We start from the raw sequence: 21491 nt of genomic DNA, 5'->3' as shown, positions 1-21491 counted from the left end.
TCGTCGCTGATGGTTCAGTCGTGCGAGTCATCCTTGCGCGCTTCATCTATGTCGATGGTGACCGGCTTGGCTGCTTCGTCGCGCGGTGCAGCTGTCGTGGCCGGGTGGCTGGGTTGAGTCAGCAGATCACCCTGTTTGGGCTGCGGTACGGCAGGTGTCGTCGGCGCAGGTACGACCGGGGCAGAGGTCACCACAGCAGCAGGAGCAACAGCAGCAGGAGCGACAGCAGCAGGAGCGCTGGTAACCGGCTGACTGATCGGACTTGCCGGAGTTGCCATGGCCGCAGGCCGAACCTGAGGCGCTGGCGTGGCAGCCGTGGCTGACTGGCTGATGGTGGTCATCGGCTGTGATGTGGGAGCGACAGCAGCAGGTGCAACACGTGCAGGTGCGACCGTGCTCTCGCTGATGCGGTTGCTTGCATAGTCGCCACTGACGACAGTGGCTGTGACTTCCGGATGCTGAGACGCGTGATCGACCGGCTGCATGGGTGCATGAGCAGCTGGCAACGCAGCCTTGACATTGTCGTCTGCTACGCCGGTGCTGGCTGCCGGTTTCACCTGATCGGGAATGGGTGGCAGGGTTGGCAGGTTGAACGCCGTAACGGCAGGCGCGGTGACCGCAACGTTCGCAACCGGTGCGACGACCGGTTTCTGCGGCTGGCCACTTATCGCTGTATCGGCTGTATCGGCTGCAGCAGCTTTTTCCACCGGTGCCGTGGTTGACGGTGCAGCAGGTGCCTCAGTGTCTGGTTTGCGTGCTTCAGCCGGTGCACTGACTGGTAGTGTCTGAGCAGGCGCGGCGGCGCTATTTGCAAAGCCTTGGCTTGTCACCGCGGCCGCCGTGCTTGCCGCCACGACAGCATTCGCTGGCGACTGCTCACTGCGGGTGACCGGACGATCGATTTCGGCGGGGCTCGCGGCTTCGTCACGATCCTCATCGTCGAGCGCCTCTACGGTATCGAGATTCGTGCCGTTCGGCGCAGCTTCGTCATGACGGCGCCGGCGTCGACCACCACGACGACCGCGACGACGACGCGACTGGCTGCCATCGGCATCGAGCGGTGTATCGGCAGAATCCGGTGCCGTCGATTCCGGCAGTGGCGCGAGCAGCAGTTCGGCTTCCTTGGCAGCATCGCCTGGCGACACAGCTGCCGGGCGCTCGTTGGTGACGGGACGTGGCGGCTTTTCGGTTTTGACCTGCTGCTGCGGATTGGGCCTGCGCTCGGTGCGTGCCGGGTTGTTGCCGTTCACAACGGGCTTGGGTTGGCGCTCCGCCTTGACGGCCGGAGCTTGCGTCTGCTGTGGTTGGCGCGGCTGTTCGTTATTGCGTGGACGAGCATTCTTCGGCTGCTGTGCAGCGTTTGATTTCGACGCAGGCTGCTGTGCAGATTCGCGTCGTGGCGATCGCTGCGCCGACGTATTCTGGGCATTGTTGCGACCCATGCGTTCGTCGCGGCGATCGCGTGCACTGTCATTGCCATCGGCACGACGGGGCGCAGGCGTGGGCGCTGCCGGTTCAGCACTGCGGAACCAGCCAAGCAGTCTTGAAATGACGCCACCGGAAGGAGCAGGGCGCGCGGCTGCCTGGGCAACTGCCGGCTGACGACGAGCAACAGGCTGGGCCGCGGCGACGGGTGCGGCAATTTCATCGCGCAACGGCGCCGGACTGGACGGCACGATGCCGCTGACTGCCGGTTGTTCACTGCTGCCCAGGGCCTGACCCATCTTGGGCAGCTCGGCCGTTTCCACGGTGGTCAGCCGCTCATAGCTGGGCTTGCTGTGCTCGCCCATGTCGGCTTCGCGGATACGCTGGATTTCAATATGCGGCGTTTCCAGCTTTTCGTCGGCGACGATCATCACGTGCACCTTGTGGCGCAGTTCGATCTCCACCACGCTGGCGCGCTTTTCGTTGAGCAGGAAGTTGACGACGCTCGACGGCGCCTGCACCAGCACCTGGCCAGTGTTGTCCTTCATCGCGTGTTCTTCGATCAGGCGCAGGGTCGACAGCGACAGCGATTCCACGCCGCGGATGTGGCCATGGCCCTCGCAGCGTGGGCAGACGATCTGGGTGGCTTCGCCGAGGCTCGGGCGCAGCCGCTGGCGCGACATCTCGAGCAGGCCGAAGCGCGAGATGCGGCCGATCTGCACGCGGGCACGATCGAGCTTCAGCGCTTCCTTCAGGCGATCTTCCACTTCGCGCTGGTGCTTCGGGCTGTCCATGTCGATGAAATCGATCACGATCAGGCCGCCGGCGTCACGGATGCGCGCCTGGCGGGCGATTTCCACCGCGGCCTCGCAATTCGTGTTGAACGCGGTCTCCTCGATGTCGCTGCCCTTGGTGGCCTTGGAGGAGTTGATGTCGATCGCGGTCAGCGCTTCGGTCTGGTCGATCACGATCGAGCCACCGGAAGGCAGACGCACCTGGCGCTCGAATGCGCTCTCGATCTGCGTCTCGATCTGGTAGCGCGTGAACAGCGGGGTGTCGTCCTTGTACAGCTTGAGCTTGCGCAGCGCGTTCGGCATCACTTGCTGCATGAAATCGCGGGCGTCGTTGTACAGCGACTCCTCGTCGATCAGGATCTCGCCGATGTCGCTGCGCAGATAGTCGCGCAGGGCGCGGATGAACAGCTTCGATTCCTGGTAGATCAGGAACGGTGCCTTCTGCTTGTTGGCTGCTTCGGAGATCGATTTCCACAGCTGCAACAGGTAATCGAGGTCCCACTGCAGCTCTTCGGCGTCGCGACCAAGACCGGCGGTACGCACGATCAGGCCGACATCATCGGGCACGGTGACGTGTTCGAGCGCTTCCTTCAGTGCCTGCCGGTCTTCGCCCTCGATCCGGCGCGAGACACCGCCAGCCTTCGGGTTGTTCGGCATCAAGACCATGTAGCGGCCGGCCAGACTGATGAAGGTGGTCAGGGCGGCACCCTTGTTGCCACGCTCTTCCTTCTCGACCTGGACTACGACTTCCTGACCTTCCCGGAGCAGCTCGCGGATGCCGGCCTTGTGGGGATCCACGCCCTGCACGAAGTATTCGCGCGAGATCTCCTTCAGCGGCAGGAAGCCGTGGCGTTCGGCGCCATATTCGACGAAACAGGCTTCAAGTGAAGCCTCAACTCGAGTGATTCGACCCTTGTAAATATTGGACTTTTTCTGTTCCCGCGAAGGGATTTCGATGTCCAGGTCGTACAGGTTCTGGCCATCGACAATGGCCACGCGCAACTCTTCACGCTGAGTCGCGTTGATCAACATACGTTTCATGCTAGTAATCCTCGGCTTGCCGCGCGTCGCGCGCCTCGGTGGCGCCACAATGGCGGCCTGCCGGGGATCGCGCCGCTGCGGTAAAGCGGCAAAAAAACGGCACCGTTACCGGTGTCGGGATGATTCGGTCAGCAGCGCCTGCCGCCCCGATACCTCAATGGCATCGGACAAACGACAGCCCGAACCGTTACGATGAAAGGGAGCCGCGACCGGCCGCCAAGGCAACCGGCGCAATCCTCGCCGACGTTACGGGCGGGCACTCGACCCAATCCAGACATCGATGGGCAGAATGTAGCGCCCGACGAGTATCCTATTTCAGCAGGTTTTTTTCAATGCAGACGGTAACTTCCCCCGACGCACCTCACGGTGTACGTCAAGTCGAGATCGGCCCCGAGCGGGACGGCCAGCGGATCGACAACGCCCTGGTCACCATGCTCAAAGGGGTGCCGAAGAGCATGATTTACCGGCTGTTGCGCACCGGTCAGGTACGCGTCAACGGCAAACGGGCGAAGCCGGATACGCGTCTCACGACCGGTGATATGCTGCGCATTCCGCCGGTACGGGTCGCTGAACGGCCAGAAGGCAATGCACCCGCCACCGGTTTGGTGGCCTCGGTGGCCGACGCCATCATTTTCGAAGACAAGCACTTCCTGGTCATCGACAAACCCTCCGGCGTGGCCAGTCATGGCGGTAGCGGGGTCAGTCATGGCGCGATCGAGCTACTGCGTTCAGCCCGGCCGCAGGAACACCTGGAACTGGTGCATCGACTCGATCGCGATACCAGCGGCGTGCTGGTGTTTGCCAAGACGCGGGCCGGCCTGACTGGTCTGCAGGCGGCAATCCGTGCCGGCGAGGTCACCAAACAATATCTATGCCTGATGCTCGGTCACCCGTCCAAGGCCAAGTTCGACGTCAATGCACCGCTGCTGAAATCCGTGTTGCAAGGTGGCGAGCGCATGGTGCGGGTGGCCGACAACGGCAAGCCATCGCTGACGTTTTTCCGCGAAATGGAGCAGTATCCCGGCGCCCGCCTGATGCAGGCCACCCTGGGCACCGGGCGTACCCATCAGATCCGCGTGCATGCGGCGCATATCGGCCATCCACTGGCTGGTGATCCGAAGTACGGCGACAAGGAGATGAACAAACGTTTTCGCGAGATGGGCCTGAACCGGATGTTCCTGCACGCCTCGCACATGAGCTTCGAGCTGGACGGACGTGCCTACAGCTTCTCCACGCCATTGCCGGATGATCTGAAAGACTTTCTCGATGTACTCGCCGTCAAGGGCAAGCGGCTGGTCTACTCACGGGACAAGTCGCGCACGGATTTCTGATCAGCGCACCAGCAGCGCTTCGACTCGGGCGGCGCAGATGAAGTCGTTCAGTGATAGCCCGCCGACGTCATGCGTCGACCACAGCAGCTGGCAATGACCGTAGCCGGCCTCGATATCCGGATGGTGGTCTTCGTGGTTGGCCATGAAGCCGATGGCATTGATGAAACCCAGCGTGTGGTGGAAGTCGGCGAACTTGAAGTCCTTGACGATGGCGTGGCCATGGGCATGCAGCTGCCAGCCCGGCACTTGCTGCAACAGACTGCTGATCTGCGCGGCGTCGAGCGCATGTTCCTTGCCCTTGCGTGGCTGGCAGTGTTGAGCGGCCAGATCATTGGCGTTCATGTGGATCTCCGTGAGGGCTGAAAGTCGGGATGCGAAGCGTCGAAGTTGCGCGCGCAAAAGTCAAAGCGCGCATCAAACCTGAAACAGGACTAAAATGGTGCTGTTTCGCCGGCGAACTCTGCCGGCACCGGTTTGGAGACTCTGGAGCAGGCATGATCGATATTTCCGAACGCGCGCAGCAGCACTTCCTGCGGCTTCTCTCCCAACAGGGCATCGATGACCTGGGTATCCGCCTGCGCGTGACCGCTGCTGGTACCGCAGCGGCAAACTGCGAGCTGGAGTTCTGTGAGGCGGCCGATCTCGCGGGCGGCGAGTGGACGATCGAGTGCACCGGCTTTCTGTTCCACATTGATGGTGACAGCGCCAGCTGGCTGGACAATGCCACGATCGATTACGAGCCGAATGCTACCGGTGGTCAGCTCAACATTCGCGCGCCCCGGATCAAGGGCGACGTGCCGGGTGCAGAAGCCGGCATGATCGAGCGCGTGCGTTATGTGCTGGAATCGGAGATCAATCCCCGACTGGCCTCGCATGGCGGCAGGGTCACCTTGCTGGAGATCGATGCCGACGGTGCGGTCTTGCTGCAGTTCGGTGGCGGTTGCCACGGCTGTGGCATGGTCGACGTAACGTTGAAACAGGGTGTGGAGAAGACCTTGCGCGAACGGGTGCCGGAAATCACGGCGGTGCGGGACGCGACCGATCATGCTGCGGGTGAGAAGCCTTATTACAACAAGGCCGAAGGCAAGTCCGCGATCGCCTGAGCCGACGGCTCGATCATCCATAAAAGCAAAGGCCCGCCAGAGCGGGCCTTTGCTTTTATGGAGTGGGCAACAGATTTACTTGTCGCCGCTGACATGACCTTGCAGGGTGTCGAGCTTGGTCGGCAGGCCGGAGAAGTACGCGGCGACGTCCTCGATGTCCTGGTCGGACAGGGTAGCCACCATACCCTTCATGATCGGGTTGTCACGCTGGCCATCCTTGTACTCATGCAGCACGTGTTGCAGGTAGGTGTTGTACTGGCCGGCCAGACGCGGGTACTGCGGATCGACCGCATTGCCGTCGACACCGTGGCAGGCGAAGCAGGTGGCAGCCTTCTGCTTGCCATTCTCGGCATTGCCGCTGGCCAGCAACTGGGTGGATGCGAGCACCAGCATGGCGCCGAATGAAATCAGGGTAAGCGCACGTTTCATGCGGAAAGTCCTTGGCAACTACTTGGCGAGGCTGGAAAGGTAGGCGGCGATGTTCTGAATATCCGTGTCGGACAGACTCTGCGCCTGTGCATCCATGGTCGGATGCGTGCGGCCGCCACTCTGGTAACCATGCAGCGCATTGACGATGTACTGCTCGTTCTGCCCGGCTATCTTCGGCACCGGATACTGCGGGTAGGCGTTGGTGTAACCAGGTACGCCATGGCAGCCGGCGCAGGTATAGATCAGTTTGCGTCCGGCAGCCTTGTCGCCTTCGGCGTGCACACTGGCAGTGGCAAAAAGGGCAGTGGCCACGGCCAAGCCAAGCATTTGCAGTCGAGTCATCGAGATCATTCCCACGAGTGCGGCGGGTACAGGGTGATATAAGTCGCCAAGTATAGACGTTGCGTTCGCACCTGAACAACATTCGGCTCGCCCGCGGTCGATGTTCGAGCAGCACACAACTCACCATCGTTGCGCACATGCGTGCCTTCTTCCGTTGTCGGTGATGGGTGTGCCATGGCGAATGTCATTGATGCCATGGCTGTTGGCCCCATATACTCGCCGGGTCAAATCGTTTTCCCCGGGGGTGTCCTGGCTTCGACGGGGGTAGTGAGATGACTTGGTGCATGCCGAGGGGGCAGCTTTCCTCGTTAATCCAGCAGCAAACTCATAGTTGCCAACGACGACAACTACGCTCTCGCCGCTTAAGGCGTAAGCCCCGAACCCACTTGTGCTCATGCTTGTCGGTGTAGGGTCATTATCATGAGATCGCCGAAGACTGCCGCCTGGCGGTACTAGGTCAAATCAATCAGGCTGGTTCCGCGGTGCGCCTTGCCCATCGTGCTTGTCGCGGAGCGAGATCGAACGGTGAGCTAAGCATGTAGATCCAGGCATTGAACGCTTTCGGACGCGGGTTCGACTCCCGCCACCTCCACCATTTCAAGCTCCAACGCAGTCCAACGAAGGCCGGTAACCCTAGCAACAGCAAAGGTTCCGGCCTTTTTTGTGGCTGATAGCGTCCAAGCTGGTCCATTGCAATCCGGGGACAACTGGGGGGCAACATCGGGGGCAACAGCACCTATGCCCGTGAGGTTGCCCCCATGCCACTTTCGGACGTCACCACCCGCAAGGTCATGCCAGCTGACAAAACTCAGCGTCTGTTCGATGGGGCGGCTGATACTTCAAAAAGTGGGCGCCCGGGCTATTTACCAAGCGCGAGATGGGCTGGGCTGTATTCGCCGCAATAGCACGGGCGCATGCACGCCGGTTGCGTGCATGCGCGGCTAGCGAGTCGCGATCTGTGTGTTTCTTCGTGCAGGATAGAGGCCCTTGAGCCGTTGATAGACTGTCAATACGGCGGTTCCGTAATCCTTGGCCAACTGTGGTGTGTGACTGTGGTAGTAACCCACCCCCAGAACGGGATCGCGTGTCTCATGCATGCCGTCGTGGAGGATCTTTGCTGCAACGGAGATGTTGGTCCTCGGGTCGAGCAGGGCCAGCGGGTCACGAACTGCATCCCTGTGCATCGGGTAGTAGACCTGCATGATCCCGACGTCCTGGACTGCGGAACCGAGCTGGCTTGCAACAGCCATCTCGAGCTGTACATGGTGCCGCTCACCGAGAACCAGGCGATCGTTGACTCTGAACAGCCAGGGCGTCGGTCCAACCTTTCCGCCGGGAAGCAGCGACCGTGATTCAACAAGTGCGACGCTGTACAGAAGCAGGGGGTCTACACCTGATTCCTTGCCGACTTGCGCCCACAGACTCTGCTGGGACGTAATGTTCAGATCGGGTTCGGCGATAGGCATCGTCAGATCCATCGTGCTGACGTCTGAGAGCAATGTGGCGGGAGTATCAGATCCGGGAGAGGGGTTTGCAGACAAGCCTGGCATGGGTGGAAGCGCTGTCGTTTCCACGGTGGCTGGGGTCGAAGTGGGCACAACAACCGGCGCATCAGCACGTGTGACGGATGCTGGCTTCGCAAACTGGGGAATGGTGGTAGATGATTTCGTGAATGGGTTCTGGGGATACGTTATATGCATTCCCAAGGGCACTGCCATGGTGCCGAACACTGCACATAGCGAGGCCGTTGCCAGCGCCCTTCGACGATTCGTCTGACTCCATGCAAGCCACCGCATTGCTCGATGTGCAGAGCCGGATGCCAAGTTCGAGAACTTCAGTGTGCTCAAGATCGCAGGCGCGTTCGCACGCAAACTTTCAATGCAGGGTGCCACGAATACATGGAGCCTGGTCCGCAAGGGAGCCGTTGGAGCGGAGAAAGGCACATTCCATTTATGCGTCTGTTGTGCACGTGGTGATAGAAACGTCGACCAGTCCATGGCCTCAGTGCAAGCGGCCGATCGGGTGGATTTCCAGCTGGCAGGCGCCGCGAGATACACGCGCCTCGACGTGTGCCGGGTCGTCACTGGATCGACGTGAATTGCTGTCAGCGACTCGCTTAAAGCGACACGAGAAAGTGCGGCCGATACTGTGTGTCGCTTCCTGCTTGTAAAGTGATCGTGCAAGGTTCGTCAGCCGCGATTGTGCGAGCGCATCGTGCGCTGTTTTTCGATCTGCCAGTCGCGCTGTTTCTCGGTGTCGCGCTTGTCGTGCTCCTGCTTGCCACGTGCGAGGCCGATCTCGACCTTGACCTTGTTGCCTTTCCAGTACATCGCGGTGGGCACCAGGGTGTAGCCCTTGCGCTCGACGGCGCCGATCAGCTGATCGATCTCCTTGCGATGCAGCAGCAGCTTGCGCGTGCGCCGGTCTTCGGCGATGACGTGGGTGGAGGCGCTGATCAGTGGCGGGATGGAAGCGCCGACCAGGAAGATTTCGTTGTGCAGGACGATCGCGTAGCCGTCGCCGAAGTTGATCCGGCCGGCTCGCAATGCCTTCAGCTCCCAGCCTTGCAGGGCCACGCCGGCTTCGAAGCGTTGGTCGATGTGGTACTCGAAGCGCGCGCGCTTGTTGAGCGCGATGGTGCCGCCGCCCTTGTTGTCCTTGTCCTTTGCCTTGGCCATGTCCGTTAAACTCGGGCCTTGTTGCCCTGATGCCGGCCCGGCCGCATATCGGGCCGGATCAAGCGTGATGTGAAGAGGCTGCCGTGATCGAAATCCGCCGCAGCGCCCTGGTGAAGTATTCGCCGGCGCAGATGTTCGACCTGGTCAATGAGGTCGAAGCATACCCAAAGCGTTTCCCCTGGTGCGCCGGTGCCGAAATTCTCGAGCGTCGGCAGGATGTGCTGGTGGCGAGGCTGGATCTCAAGTTCGCCGGGTTGCGCCAGAGTTTCACCACGCGCAATACGGTCGATCGGCCCAGCCGCCTGCAGATGAGCCTCGTCGATGGCCCGTTCAGCACCCTTGAAGGCGTATGGGATTTCATTGCCCTGGGTGAGGCGGGTTGCAAGGTGGCTTTTGCACTGGACTTCGACTATGCCGGCCGACTCGGTGGTGGTGCCCTGAAACTCGGTTTTCAGGGACTGGCAGGACGCATGGTGGACGATTTCTGCGCCGAGGCCGAGCGCGTGTATGGCTGAGCGCATGATCACGGTGGAAGTGGTGTATGCAGGTGCCGATCGACAGACCCTGCGTCGGGTCGAACTGGCCGCCGATAGCACCGTGATGCAGGCGATCGACGCTTCGGGGATTGTCGGCGAGCTCCCGGACGGCGCGGTGGATCCGCAACGTCTGGGCATTTTTGCTCGAAAGGTTGCACCGGATCAGCCGGTGCACGACGGTGATCGGATCGAGATCTACCGGTCGCTGCAACTCGATCCGATGGAAGCGCGCCGCCGCCGGGCACGCTGACGGCGGTCACTCGTGGCTGCGCGCTGGTCGATGATCAATGGCCGTTGTTGTCGCCACCGTTGCTGCCATCGCTGCCGAAGCCGCCACCATTCTTGTTGTCATTGGGCCCCTTGCTCTTGTCGCCCTGGGTCTCGTTGACCGGATAGCTGGTGTGGTACTTCTTGCTGTCCTTCACCAGTTGCTGGGCATCCTGCGCGAAGAAGTCGCCTTCGGTACGCACCAGCGTGTCGTTGTTGAAGGTCAGCGTGAACGTACGCACCTTGATCGGGCCACCGCGGTGCTGCTGGGTGGAGACGTAATCCCAGCGGCTCTGGTCGAACGGTGTGCTGACCGAGGGTGTGCCCATCAGCACCAGTACCTGGCGCTTGGTCATGCCGGGCTTCAGCTGATCCACGGTTTTCTTGTCGAGCAGGTTGCCTTGCTGCACGTCAGGCGTATAGACGATGTGGCAGCCGGCGATGGAAAGCGCCAGCACGGCGAAAACCAGCAGGGTGATCAGCTTTTGCATGCGTGTTGCGTCCGGATCGTAAAGGTGTCGGATGATACACTACCGGCTCGGTAACGCCGTGTGCGTGGAGTGGACGATGGAACAGGAAACCAAAGAACTGCGTCGGGTTGGCCTGAAGGTGACCCACCCGCGCATGCGCATCCTGCAGATCTTTGACGAGGAAGGGGTACAGCACCTCACCGCCGAAGATGTCTACAAGAACTTGCTTGCCCACCAGGAAGATATCGGCTTGGCAACGGTGTACCGCGTGCTGACCCAGTTCGAGGCAGCCGGCATCGTCGTCAAGCATAATTTCGAGGGCGGTCAGGCTGTCTACGAGCTCGACCGCGGCAAACACCATGACCACATGATCGATGTGGACAGCGGAAAAGTGATTGAGTTCGTCAGCGAAGAGATCGAACGCCTGCAGCACGAGATTGCTGCGCGCCACGGCTATGTGATCGAGGACCACAGCCTGGTGCTGTATGTGCGACCGAAGCATCGCACACGAAAAGCCTGAACTTGCGGATGCGGGTTTGACCGACGGCCAGTGATTGCGGGGTCAGCCACGAATGCTGTGCGTGGAATGGCAGGCATAAAAAAGCCGCAAGGAGGACTCCTGTCCACCTGCGGCTGCTCCACTACCTGAATTGCGACCGGCCTCGGCGAGAAAATCGCGATGACACAGTTGCCGCCAGGTAGTGGCGAAACGGCATCCTGCCGTTGTTTCAGAGCCACCGTCCCCACGACGACTCTGAATCCACCATCTTGCAATGGTGGCTCCCCCACATCGATGCAACGATCCTAACGATGTCTTCACGTTAGGGGTATCAGAAAAATTCCTAGGTCTGTCGGCCCAATTCGACAGAATGGTTGTTGCTTCGCAACAATATGCGCAGATGGACTCCGGCGTGATCGGCACGCAGACGGAACTGGCCGCCAAGCGAGGTGACGCGGTCGCGCATGCCCTGCAGTCCACGGCCGCCGCGAGGCAATCGGCTGGGCAGGCCGGTGCCGTTGTCGCGCAGATCCAGCAATGCCAGCGCGATGCCTTGGCGTTCGCCAATGCGCAGACGCAGGCGGAACTCGCTGGCCTGGGCGTGCTTGACGGCATTGGTCGCACTTTCCTGGGCCAGCCGATAGATCGCAGTACGGATATCGTCGTCGAGCAGGCGCGGGTCGCCATGCAATTCCGTGTGATAGGACATGCCGGCGGTGTTCAGCAGATCCCTGATCGGGCCTTCATCGAGTGCGCGCAGCAACCCGAATTCGTCCAGCACCGCCGGACGCAGATCGTCCAGCAGACGATGCAGTGCCCGTCGCATGTGGGCCAGGATGGTATTGATCGATGTGCTGATGTCCTCCATGCCGGCCTGATGCAGTCGAGCCTGCGCCAGCTTCACATGAGTCTGGATCGCGGTGATGTTCTGGCCCAGCTCGTCATGCAGTTCGGCGGCCAGGTGCCTGCGCTGGTTCTCATCCGCCTGCAGGTTGCCGCGGGCAGCGCTGCGCAGCTGATGGGCCAGTTGATCCAGGCGGCGGTTGACTGCTCCCAGATAAATGTTCTGTTCGGCCACCCGCTCGCCGCTGCGACGCAGTGCGTCGGTGGCCGAGCCCAGCATGAGTGCGCCGGTGCCGGCCACGGCCAGAAACAGGTAGGCGGCCGCAGAAGACGGTGCATGTCCCAGATGCTGATCGACCAGGGTCATGCCCAGGCTGGACACGATCATCGCCAGGCTGGCTCCACGCCAGCCATGGCGAAACGCGAAAAACAACACGGGGGCTAGTGACAGTACCCGTGCGAACTGCGGCTGTGGCGCCGCGTGTTCGGACAGCAACAGCAGAATCGCCATGGAGGGCAGCATCACCAGCACACCGTCCATGCACAGGCTGGCCAACGCGCGGCGATTGAAGCGGGTATGCAGCAGCATGATCAGCAGCGGCACGATCAGCAGGATGCCCAGGTAATGGCTGAGTAGTTCCTCGCCCAGTACATCCACCGTCAGGTTGGGCAGTGTCGGTGCGTGGATCAGCGCCAGCATCGCGGCATCCACGGCCGCCGTGGCTCCCACAATCAGCACCACTGACAGCAGTGAACGGGTCACTTCCTGAGGACTGTGCAGGCTGGCGTGCAGGTTCAGACGCCGCAGCAGCCAGAGCACGCCAACCATCACCAGGGGTTCGGGCAGTTCCTCGGCCAGGAAGCCGAACCAGCCCAGCGGCATGCCATGGGCCATGCTGATACCGGCGGTGGCTACCAGTTCGGCTCCGAGCAACCAGCTCCAGTAGCGAGTCGGCGTCAGCAGCAAGGTGCCGAAGCGCAGGCCGTAAGGCAATGCCCAATAGGGTTGCACGGTTGGCCACAGCAGCAACCAGAGCAAAAGATAGCCGGCGCCCAGCAAAGGGCCGGAGTCGGGTAGATGAAGAGTTCTCTGGCGCATGGGCAGATGGTACATGCGTGATTCGCAAGGATGCTGCGCCGCGACCTGCCAAGCTGCGCATCACTGTGTCAAAGTAGCGCGATGTACAGCATTGTCCTGGTCGATGACCACGCCATCGTTCGCGAAGGCTTCAAGCGGCTGATCGAAATGGAGCCGGATCTCGACGTGGTGGCGGAGTGCCGCAACGCCGATGATGCGGTGGAGGCCGTCAGTCACTACCGTCCTGACCTGGTGGCGCTGGATCTTTCGCTGCCCGATGGCAGCGGCCTGCCATTGATCGAGCATTTGCTAAGTGTGTCTGCCGATACACGCATCGTGGTGCTGAGCATGCACGATGGCGAACCGTACGTATCCGAGGCACTGCGCCGCGGGGCCAGCGGTTACGTCACCAAGGGCGTGGCGCCGGAGGAACTGGTGGCCGGCCTGCGAGCGGTGATGCAGGGCGAGTGCTTCCTGAGCTCGGATTTACGCCAGCGCCGGGCCGACCGACCGAACGCCGCGTTGGACCCGATAAACCGGTTGACTGCGCGTGAGCGTGAAGTATTCCTGTTGCTTGCCGGTGGGCGTGCGCCAAAGCAGGTGGCGGCGCAACTGGGGATCGGCCAAAAGACGGTGTACATCCATCGCGCCAGCCTGATGGGCAAGCTGGGTGCCGGGTCGGAGCTGGATTTGTACCGCATGGCGACCGAACGCGGGCTGTTGCCGCCCAACAGCTGAGCGGGCATCAGGGCTGGCCGTATCGCGAGTCAGGCAGTTTGCGCGCGGTCCAGCATCTGTTTGGCGTGGGCGCGGGTTTCGCGGGTGATCTCCACGCCGCCGAGCATGCGCGCCAGTTCGTCGCGGCGGCCGTTGCTGTCCAGCTTCTCGATCTGCGTGCGGGTGGAATCGCCATCGCTGTGCTTGGCCACGCGCAGGTGGGCATGGCCTTGTGCGGCGACCTGCGGCAGATGGGTGACGCATAGCACCTGGCGCTGACCGCCGAGGGCGCGCAGCTTCTGCCCGACTACTTCGGCCACCGCGCCGCCGATGCCGGTGTCGACTTCGTCGAAGATCATGCTGCCGACCGTGTCCTTGCCCAGCGTGGCGACCTCGATCGCGAGGCTGATGCGCGCCAGTTCGCCGCCGGAGGCGACCTTGCGCAACGGTCGGGGCGGTTGGCCCGGATTCGCACTGACCAGCAATTCACAGCGCTCGCGACCCTGCGCGTCCGGTTCGTCGCTTTCGGCAAGCTCCAGCTCGATCTTCAGCACGCCGCCTGCCATGCCCAGCTCGCTCATCAGCGCGCTGACTTCCGTGCCAAGCCGCTCCGCGGCCATGGTGCGGGCGTTGCTCAGTGCTTGGGCGGCCTGGGTGTAGTCGCGTTGCAGTTTCTCGCGCCGGGCGGCCAGCTGTTCCAGTGCATCGCCGGCGCCTTCCAGTTCGATCAGCTCCGCGTGCACCGAGCCCAGCTTCTCGTGCAGTTCGGCGACCGGCAGGCGATGGCGGCGCGACAGTTCATGCAGACGGGCAAGATGGGTGTCGACCTCGGTATAGCGTTCCGGGTCGAGATCGACATCCTGCGCGTAGTGGCTGAGGCCATCGGCGGCTTCGCCGAGCTGGATGGTAGCGTTGTCGAGAAGTTCGAGCAGCGGGTTGAGCTTGTCGTCCAGCGCGGCGAGCTTGCCCAGTTCGGCATGGGCGCGGCCAAGAGCACGACGCAGGGCGAATTCGCTGTCGCCATCCAGTAGTTCGACCATGCCGGCGGCGCCTTCGGCGAGCCTGCCGGCATTGGCGAGGCGCTTGTGGCTGGCCTCCAGTTCGGTCAGTTCGGCAGCGGGCAGTGCCCATTTTTCCAGCTCGCCCGCCTCATGGCGCAGCAGTACGAGCCGCTGTTCGCGATCGTCACCGCCGCTCAGCTTGCGGATGCGCGCGCCAAGCTCACGCCATTGCGTGGCCAGTTCGCGTACCTGCACAACCAGCGTTTCGTTGCCGGCGTAGGCGTCGAGCAGGTTGAGCTGATGGGCGCGCGACAGCAACGCCTGATGTTCGTGCTGGCCATGGATTTCCACTAGCAAGGTAGCCAGTTCGCCGAGCTGGCTGGCGTTCGCCGGACGACCATTGATCCAGGCGCGCGAGCTGCCCTCGGCGCGGATCACCCGGCGCAGTTGGCAGGATTCACCTTCGTCCAGCTCCTCACGCTGGAGCCACGCGAGCGCCTCAGGCAGTTCGGTCAGGTCGAACTCGGCGGCCAGCTCGGCGCGATCGCTGCCGGCGCGCACCATGCCGCTGTCGGCACGGGCGCCAGCCAGCAGCATCAGCGCGTCGACCAGCAGCGACTTGCCGGCGCCGGTCTCGCCGCTGACCACGGTCAGTCCCGGGCCGAACGCGATCTCGGCTTCTTCGACAACGGCGAAATGACGGACGTAGAGCGAAGTAAGCATGGTGGGGGACAATGTGGAGTCGGGCGATTGTAACGGCATGCCACGTGGCAGAATCATGCCAAGGCTTGCATGCGAGGCGCGCAGACCTTATTTCTTTGTAGTCTCACGGATTGCCACAGCGCATGCCTTTTTCCCACGGCCACGACCTCGATGCCCGCGCGCGACGCCTGTTGCGCACGCTGATCGCCCAATATCTGGTCGATGGCGAGCCGGTGGGCTCACGCACGCTATCGCGCTCGTCCGGGCTGGACGTCAGCCCGGCGACGATCCGCAACATCATGGCCGACCTTGAAGACGCCGGCCTGGTGGCTTCGCCGCACACCTCGGCCGGCCGCGTGCCGACGCCGCGCGGGCTGCGCCTGTTCGTCGACAGTCTGATCGAACTGCAGCCGCTGCCGCGAGAGGACATGGCCCGGCTGCAGCGCGAGTTGCCGCCGGGGCCGACTACGACTCGTGACCTGCTGGGCAACGTGTCGACCCTGTTGTCGGCGATGACCCATTTTGCCGGCGTGGTCACGGTGCCGCGGCAGGTGGACTTTCCGCTGCGCCATATCGACTTTGTACCGCTGCCGGACGCCCGCGTGCTGGTGATCCTGGTGTTCAGCGACAACCAGGTGCAGAACCGCATCGTGCAGCTGGCCAAGCCGTTGGACAGCCGCGAGCTGGAGCAGGCGGCGAACTACCTCAATCATCACTTTGCGGGTCTGCGCGTGGACGATATCCGCGCCCATCTGTTGCGCGAGCTGCGCGAGGCCGGCAGCGAGCTGAACAGCCTGCTGGCCAGTTCGATGGAACTGGCAGCCGCCTCGTTCGCCCCACAAAGCGAGAGCGATGATGTGCTGGTCAGTGGCCAGACCAACCTGATGGCGTATTCCGAGCTGGCCGACCTGGAGCGGCTGCGCGAGCTGTTCGAGGCGTTCCAGAAGAAGAACGAAATGCTGCAGTTGATGGAAGTATGTGCCCGCGCGCCCGGTGTGAGGCTGTTCATCGGCGAAGAATCGGGTTTTACCGCGCTGGATGGTTGCAGCGTGGTTACCGCCAGCTACGGAGCGCAGGGGCGGGTGCTGGGCGCGGTCGGCGTGATCGGACCGACCCGGATGGCCTACGAGCGGGTGATCCCGGTGGTGCAGGCTACGGCTGGATTGCTCAGCGACGCCTTGAATCGCGCCGCAACGGCCTTATAACCGCCCCGGGAGGCGGGATACCCCGCAGAATTATCGACGGTCGGCATCACGTGCCGGCCATGAACTTTCGTTTGGAGTGACGCATGCAGAACAACGATCCACAGTCGCCAGGCGCGGCACCGGCCCAAGCCACGCCGGATGCAACTTCGGTCGCTGAACTCGAGGCACTGCAGGTGCGGGTGGCCGAGCTGGAAGCGAGCAACGCCGAATTGCGCGAAACCGTGCTGCGCGAGAAGGCCGAGATCGAGAATCAGCGTCGTCGCCTGCATCGCGATGTGGAGCAGGCGCGCCGTTTCGCCAACGAGAAGCTGCTGAACGAGCTGCTGCCGGTCTACGACGGACTGGAAAGCGGTCTGGCGGTGGAGAGTGCTGATGTCGCCTCGATGCGTGAGGGTATCAGCCTCACCCTGAAGTCGTTGCTGAAGGTGGCCGAGAACAACGGCATGTCGCAGGTCGATCCACTTGGCCAGCCGCTCGACCCGGATCGTCATCATGCGGTGAGCATGGTCGAGGCACCGGGCAAGGCGCCAGGCACGGTGGTCAGTGTGCTGCAGAAGGGCTACGTGCTGAACGACCGGCTGTTGCGCCCAGCCTTGGTCGCCGTGGCCAGGGACTGAAGTTTTTTCTTGCTGGCGCCAGCCTGAATGGCGCGCCGGCAAACAACGCGAAATCACATTCGGGGCCTTGCCGGCATTGAATCGCCAGGCCAGACCCCCATCTGAAAACCATCGCGGCCGCGGGGGCCGCAAAAGATTAGGAGCATATACATGGGCAAGATCATCGGTATCGACCTGGGCACCACCAATTCCTGCGTCGCCGTGATGGACGGCAGCACGGCCAAGGTCATCGAGAATTCGGAAGGCGATCGCACCACGCCGTCCATCGTCGCCTTCAACAAGGACGGCGAAGTCCTGGTCGGCGCCTCGGCCAAGCGCCAGAGCGTGACCAATCCGAAGAACACCTTCTACGCAGTGAAGCGCCTGATCGGCCGCAAGTTCACCGACGCGGAAGTGCAGAAAGACCTGCACATCGTTCCGTACAAGATCGTGGCGCACGACAATGGCGACGCCTGGGTCGAAACCTCCGATGGCAAGAAGATGGCGCCGCAGGAGATTGCCGCGAAGGTGCTGATGAAGATGAAGAAGACCGCCGAGGATTACCTTGGCGAGACGATCACCGAGGCGGTGATCACCGTGCCGGCCTACTTCAACGACAGCCAGCGCCAGGCGACCAAGGATGCCGGCCGCATCGCGGGCCTGGACGTCAAGCGCATCATCAACGAGCCGACTGCGGCTGCGCTGGCCTATGGCCTGGACAAGAAGGGCGGTGACCGCAAGATCGCGGTGTACGACCTCGGCGGTGGTACGTTCGACGTGTCGATCATCGAGATCGCCGAAGTCGACGGTGAAAAGCAGTTCGAAGTGCTGGCGACGAACGGCGACACCTTTCTCGGTGGTGAAGACTTCGACATGCGCGTCATCGACTACCTCGTCGACGAATTCAACAAGGAGCAGGGCATCGACCTGCGCAAGGATCCGCTGGCGCTGCAGCGCCTGAAGGATGCCGCCGAGCGCGCCAAGATCGAGCTGTCCTCCAGCCACCAGACTGACGTGAACCTGCCGTACGTGACGGCAGACGCCTCCGGTCCGAAGCATCTGAACATCAAGCTGACCCGCGCCAAGCTGGAGTCGCTGGTGGAAGACCTGGTCAAGCGCACCATCGATCCGTGCCGTACCGCGTTGAATGATGCTGGCCTGCGCGTGTCCGACATCAATGAAGTGATCCTCGTCGGTGGCCAGACCCGCATGCCGAAAGTGCAGGAGTCGGTGAAGGACTTCTTTGGCAAGGAGCCGCGCAAGGACGTCAACCCGGACGAAGCCGTCGCCGTCGGCGCGGCGATCCAGGGCGGCGTGCTGGGCGGTACCGTCAAGGACGTGCTGCTGCTTGACGTCACCCCGCTGTCGCTCGGCATCGAGACGATGGGTGGCGTGATGACCAAGCTGATCGAGAAGAACACCACGGTACCGACCAAGGCCGCACAGACGTTCTCGACTGCCGACGACAACCAGACTGCGGTGACCGTGCACGTGCTGCAGGGCGAGCGCGAGCGCGCCAGCGCGAACAAGTCGCTGGGCAAGTTCGACCTGTCCGGCATCGACGCCGCACCGCGCGGCCAGCCGCAGATCGAGGTCACCTTCGACATTGACGCGAACGGCATCCTGCATGTGTCGGCCAAGGACAAGAAGACCGGCAAGGAACAGAAGATCGAGATCAAGGCCGGCTCAGGCCTGTCCGAGGACGAGATCGCGCGGATGGTTGCCGACGCCGAAGCGAACAAGGAAGAGGACAAGAAGTTTCACGAACTCGTCGCCACGCGCAACAAGGCCGATCAGCTGGTGCATGCCACCCGCAGCGCTTTGAAAGAGCACGGTGGCAAGGTGCCGCCCGATCAGCTCTCGCTGATCGAGGGCGCGTTGTCCGATCTGGAAAAGGTCAAGGACAGTGATGACAAGTCCGCGATCGAGGCCAAGGTCGAGAAGCTGGAGCAGGCTGCACAGGCACTTCAGGCAGCGGCACAGGGTGGCGGCCATGCTGATGCCGGTCCGCAGCCGGGCCCGCATGGTTCGGCCCAACCGGACGACGTGGTCGACGCCGAGTTCACCGAAGTGAAAGACGACAAGAAGTAATCGGCAGCATTATTGACATGGTCGATTCGGCAGCCCGCGTCCGGCATTCCAGGCGTGGGCTGTTTGTTGAGAGAATGCGGGACATGGACAACCGGTTCCATGCAGGGGAGCGACAAGCAGTGTGGACAGGTGAATGAGCAAGCGTGACTATTACGAAGTACTGGGTGTCGAACGTACCGTCACCGAGGTCGAGCTGAAGAAATCCTTCCGCCGGCTGGCGATGAAGTACCACCCGGACCGCTGCCCGGACGATCCGCATGCGCAGGAGAAGTTCAAGGAGGCCAAGGAGGCCTACGAGGTTCTGTCCGACGCGCAGAAGCGCGCGATGTACGACCAGCACGGCCATGCCGCGTTCGAGCACGGCATGGGTGGTCGTGGCGGCGCCGGCTTCGGCGACGTGGGTGACATTTTCGGTGACATTTTCGGCGACATCTTTGGCCGCAATGGCGGTGGTCGCGGTCGCCCGCGTCGTGGTGCCGACCTGCGCTACATCATGGAGCTGGATCTGGAAGAGGCCGTGTTCGGCGTCAGCCGGCAGATCGAGGTACCGACCCAGGTGAACTGCCACCACTGCAATGGCAGTGGCTCGGAAGACGGCAAGGTCAGCAAGTGCAAGACCTGCCATGGCCACGGCCAGGTGCGCATGCAGAACGGCATCTTCTCGATCCAGCAGGCTTGCCCGCATTGCGGCGGTACTGGTCAGGCGATCGAGAAGCCCTGCAAGAAGTGCCATGGCGAGGGCCGCATCGAGGAAACCCGTACGTTGTCGGTGCAGATTCCCGAAGGCGTCGACAATGGCGATCGCATTCGCCTGACCGGCCAGGGCGAAGCCGGCCCATCCGGTGCCCCGGCCGGTGATCTGTATGTGGAAGTGCATGTGCGAGAGCACGCGATCTTCCAGCGCGAAGGCAACGACTTGTATTGCGAGCTGCCGATCCGTTTCTCGCAGGCGGCACTCGGTGCCGAGTTGCCCGTGCCGACGCTGGAAGGCGAGGTGCCGATCAATATCCCGGCGGAAACGCAGACCGGCACCCAGTTCCGTCTGCGCGGACGCGGCGTCAAGTCGGTGCGCAGCAGCCGTCACGGTGATCTGATCTGCCGCGTGGTGGTGGAAACACCGGTGCGATTGACCAAACAGCAGCGTGAGTTGCTCGAATCGCTGGAGGCCACGTTTGACAGCAACGACGCCGGCAAGCACACGCCGCGCGCGAAAGGCTGGGTCGATGGCGTGAAGCAGTTCTGGTCGAAAGTCACCGCATGATGCGACGGCACACGCGGTAGCATGGGCCGATCGACGGTTTTGACTGGAATATGCCGATGCACCGACCTCTTCGCCTAGCCATCAGCGGTGCCTCTGGCCGCATGGGACGCGCGTTGCTGCATCTGCTCGGCGAAGATGCGCGCTTCGAACTGGTGCATGCGGTGATTTCGTCTGGTTCGCCCCATGTCGGTCAGCCGGTGTTCGCGGGTGATAGCGATTCATTGCGTTATGTCGATGACTGGGCGCATGCACCAGCGCTGGATGTCGTCATCGACTTCAGTGGCGCGGCTGGCCTGGCCATGGCGCTCGATCATTGCCTCGCATGCGGTGCGGCGCTGGTGAGCGGCACTACCGGGCTTGATGCTGCGCTGGAAGTACGTCTGGCCGATGCCGGCAAGCACCTTGCGATCCTGCGCGCAGCCAATTTCAGCCTCGGCGTGGCCGTGTTGACGCGGTTGCTGCGCGAGGCTGCTGCTGTGCTGCCGGGCTGGGACCTGGAGATCGTGGAAGCCCATCACAGCCGCAAGCAGGATGCGCCATCCGGCACGGCACTGGCGCTGGGCCATGCGGCGGCGGCGGCTCGCCATACCACGCTTGAACAGGCCGCTGTCTACAGCCGCGAAGGCCAGACAGGTGAACGTGTCGATGGCAGTATCGGTTTCGCCGTGGTTCGCGGTGGCGATGTGGTCGGCGAGCACACTGCCTTGCTGATCGGGCAGGGCGAACGACTGGAACTGGGGCACCGCGCCACCGATCGCTCGATTTTCGCGCGTGGCGCCTTGCAGGCAGCCCATTGGCTGGCTGGCCACGCGCCCGGGCATTGGCAGCTGGATGACGTGATCGCCACGCCGCGCTGAGTCACTGTTCGCCGGCATCGGCTTGTGTCGTGTCGTCGCTGCCGTTAGCATCAACGCGTTGTCATTGGGGAGTAGCCTGCCTCGTCCCCAGAGGCGTTCGCATCAACACACTTGGTCGCCGGTCGTTTCCGGCGCCATGGTGCGAACAGCAGCCGTCGCCGTCAGGTGGCGGTCCTGCCCGGCGAGACCTTTGGCCATCGACATGCTTACCCGACCGGGCGAGCG

20 protein-coding genes, 1 other RNA gene and 1 riboswitch are annotated in these 21491 nt (G+C 62.6%); of the genes, 12 read left to right on the top strand and 9 right to left on the bottom strand.

Translation table 11 applies throughout. From position 1 onward, the window contains the following. Nucleotides 1–14 precede the first annotated feature (14 nt). Entirely contained in the window at nucleotides 15–3260 is a 3246-nt protein-coding gene (locus B0E51_RS07740; RefSeq protein ID WP_077444279.1) for an Rne/Rng family ribonuclease, read from the bottom strand. 332 nt (nucleotides 3261–3592) lie between these two features. Here B0E51_RS07740 and B0E51_RS07735 point away from each other — a divergent pair, with 332 nt between their 5' ends. Continuing rightward, the gene (locus tag B0E51_RS07735; RefSeq protein WP_077444278.1) at nucleotides 3593–4591 is read left to right on the top strand and encodes an RluA family pseudouridine synthase; all 999 of its coding nucleotides are present in this window, start codon (nucleotides 3593–3595) and stop codon (nucleotides 4589–4591) included. On the opposite strand, the gene B0E51_RS07730 is transcribed toward B0E51_RS07735, so the two are convergent. Beyond that, nucleotides 4592–4933 (bottom strand): 4a-hydroxytetrahydrobiopterin dehydratase, encoded by a 342-nt coding sequence (locus B0E51_RS07730; RefSeq protein WP_077444277.1) that lies wholly within the window; start codon nucleotides 4931–4933, stop codon nucleotides 4592–4594. 152 nt (nucleotides 4934–5085) lie between these two features. On the opposite strand from B0E51_RS07730, the gene B0E51_RS07725 reads away from it, so the two are divergent. Next, the gene (locus tag B0E51_RS07725; RefSeq protein WP_077444276.1) at nucleotides 5086–5694 is read left to right on the top strand and encodes an NfuA family Fe-S biogenesis protein; all 609 of its coding nucleotides are present in this window, start codon (nucleotides 5086–5088) and stop codon (nucleotides 5692–5694) included. A 75-nt stretch (nucleotides 5695–5769) separates the two neighbouring features. Here the strand turns inward: B0E51_RS07725 and B0E51_RS07720 are convergent, their stop codons facing one another. Then, entirely contained in the window at nucleotides 5770–6123 is a 354-nt protein-coding gene (locus tag B0E51_RS07720; RefSeq protein WP_077444275.1) for a cytochrome c, read from the bottom strand. Between the two features lie 18 nt (nucleotides 6124–6141). Continuing rightward, nucleotides 6142–6465: a cytochrome c gene (locus B0E51_RS07715; protein ID WP_077444376.1), complete on the bottom strand. Its 324-nt coding sequence runs from the start codon at nucleotides 6463–6465 to the stop codon at nucleotides 6142–6144. A 240-nt stretch (nucleotides 6466–6705) separates the two neighbouring features. Here B0E51_RS07715 and ssrA point away from each other — a divergent pair. Next, nucleotides 6706–7060, top strand: a transfer-messenger RNA (tmRNA) gene (gene ssrA / locus B0E51_RS07710). Between the two features lie 346 nt (nucleotides 7061–7406). Here ssrA and B0E51_RS07705 read toward each other — a convergent pair. Continuing rightward, entirely contained in the window at nucleotides 7407–7931 is a 525-nt protein-coding gene (locus B0E51_RS07705) for a transglycosylase SLT domain-containing protein (protein WP_254424454.1), read from the bottom strand. A gap of 723 nt (nucleotides 7932–8654) precedes the next feature. After that, nucleotides 8655–9143 carry an SsrA-binding protein SmpB gene (gene smpB, locus B0E51_RS07700; RefSeq protein WP_077444273.1) on the bottom strand — a complete coding sequence of 163 codons (489 nt, stop codon included), beginning with the start codon at nucleotides 9141–9143 and terminating at the stop codon, nucleotides 8655–8657. A gap of 83 nt (nucleotides 9144–9226) precedes the next feature. Between smpB and B0E51_RS07695 the strand changes: the two genes are divergently transcribed. Next, a complete protein-coding gene (locus B0E51_RS07695) occupies nucleotides 9227–9658 on the top strand; it encodes a type II toxin-antitoxin system RatA family toxin (RefSeq protein WP_077444272.1) in 432 nt (143 codons plus the stop codon). Then, complete coding sequence (locus B0E51_RS07690) at nucleotides 9651–9929, top strand: RnfH family protein (protein ID WP_077444271.1); 279 nt, start codon at nucleotides 9651–9653, stop codon at nucleotides 9927–9929. Before B0E51_RS07695 ends, B0E51_RS07690 begins: the two co-directional genes overlap by 8 nt. Before the next feature lie 34 nt (nucleotides 9930–9963). On the opposite strand, the gene bamE is transcribed toward B0E51_RS07690, so the two are convergent. Continuing rightward, nucleotides 9964–10437 (bottom strand): outer membrane protein assembly factor BamE, encoded by a 474-nt coding sequence (gene bamE, locus B0E51_RS07685; RefSeq protein WP_077444270.1) that lies wholly within the window; start codon nucleotides 10435–10437, stop codon nucleotides 9964–9966. A 76-nt stretch (nucleotides 10438–10513) separates the two neighbouring features. Here bamE and fur point away from each other — a divergent pair, with 76 nt between their 5' ends. Continuing rightward, on the top strand, nucleotides 10514–10936 hold the full coding sequence (gene fur / locus B0E51_RS07680) for a ferric iron uptake transcriptional regulator (protein WP_077444375.1): 423 nt from the start codon (nucleotides 10514–10516) through the stop codon (nucleotides 10934–10936). A gap of 322 nt (nucleotides 10937–11258) precedes the next feature. Here fur and B0E51_RS07675 read toward each other — a convergent pair whose 3' ends face one another. Next, nucleotides 11259–12857: an MASE1 domain-containing protein gene (locus tag B0E51_RS07675; RefSeq protein WP_077444374.1), complete on the bottom strand. Its 1599-nt coding sequence runs from the start codon at nucleotides 12855–12857 to the stop codon at nucleotides 11259–11261. An 81-nt stretch (nucleotides 12858–12938) separates the two neighbouring features. On the opposite strand from B0E51_RS07675, the gene B0E51_RS07670 reads away from it, so the two are divergent. Further along, the gene (locus B0E51_RS07670; RefSeq protein ID WP_077444269.1) at nucleotides 12939–13574 is read left to right on the top strand and encodes a response regulator transcription factor; all 636 of its coding nucleotides are present in this window, start codon (nucleotides 12939–12941) and stop codon (nucleotides 13572–13574) included. 29 nt (nucleotides 13575–13603) lie between these two features. Here the strand turns inward: B0E51_RS07670 and recN are convergent, their stop codons facing one another. Then, nucleotides 13604–15277 carry a DNA repair protein RecN gene (gene recN, locus B0E51_RS07665; protein WP_077444268.1) on the bottom strand — a complete coding sequence of 558 codons (1674 nt, stop codon included), beginning with the start codon at nucleotides 15275–15277 and terminating at the stop codon, nucleotides 13604–13606. 122 nt (nucleotides 15278–15399) lie between these two features. Here recN and hrcA point away from each other — a divergent pair, with 122 nt between their 5' ends. The 5 genes from hrcA (at nucleotide 15400) to dapB (ending at nucleotide 21266) form a co-directional block, all read left to right on the top strand. After that, nucleotides 15400–16461: a heat-inducible transcriptional repressor HrcA gene (gene hrcA, locus B0E51_RS07660; protein WP_077444267.1), complete on the top strand. Its 1062-nt coding sequence runs from the start codon at nucleotides 15400–15402 to the stop codon at nucleotides 16459–16461. An 83-nt stretch (nucleotides 16462–16544) separates the two neighbouring features. Next, a complete protein-coding gene (gene grpE, locus B0E51_RS07655; protein ID WP_077444266.1) occupies nucleotides 16545–17078 on the top strand; it encodes a nucleotide exchange factor GrpE in 534 nt (177 codons plus the stop codon). Between the two features lie 150 nt (nucleotides 17079–17228). Then, nucleotides 17229–19148, top strand: a complete 1920-nt coding sequence (gene dnaK / locus B0E51_RS07650; RefSeq protein WP_077444265.1) for a molecular chaperone DnaK — start codon at nucleotides 17229–17231, stop codon at nucleotides 19146–19148. 133 nt (nucleotides 19149–19281) lie between these two features. Continuing rightward, on the top strand, nucleotides 19282–20409 hold the full coding sequence (gene dnaJ / locus B0E51_RS07645) for a molecular chaperone DnaJ (RefSeq protein WP_077444264.1): 1128 nt from the start codon (nucleotides 19282–19284) through the stop codon (nucleotides 20407–20409). Nucleotides 20410–20465: 56 nt separating this feature from the next. Next, nucleotides 20466–21266, top strand: a complete 801-nt coding sequence (dapB, locus tag B0E51_RS07640) for a 4-hydroxy-tetrahydrodipicolinate reductase (protein WP_077444373.1) — start codon at nucleotides 20466–20468, stop codon at nucleotides 21264–21266. 54 nt (nucleotides 21267–21320) lie between these two features. Then, nucleotides 21321–21445, top strand: a riboswitch (yybP-ykoY riboswitch). Nucleotides 21446–21491: the final 46 nt, after the last annotated feature.

It is taken from the genome of Rhodanobacter sp. C05, assembly GCF_002001165.1.
Taxonomy (GTDB): Bacteria; Pseudomonadota; Gammaproteobacteria; order Xanthomonadales; family Rhodanobacteraceae; genus Rhodanobacter.
The sequence above is the reverse complement of the archived record's forward strand: the minus strand, read 5'-3'. Positions and strand labels throughout refer to the sequence as shown.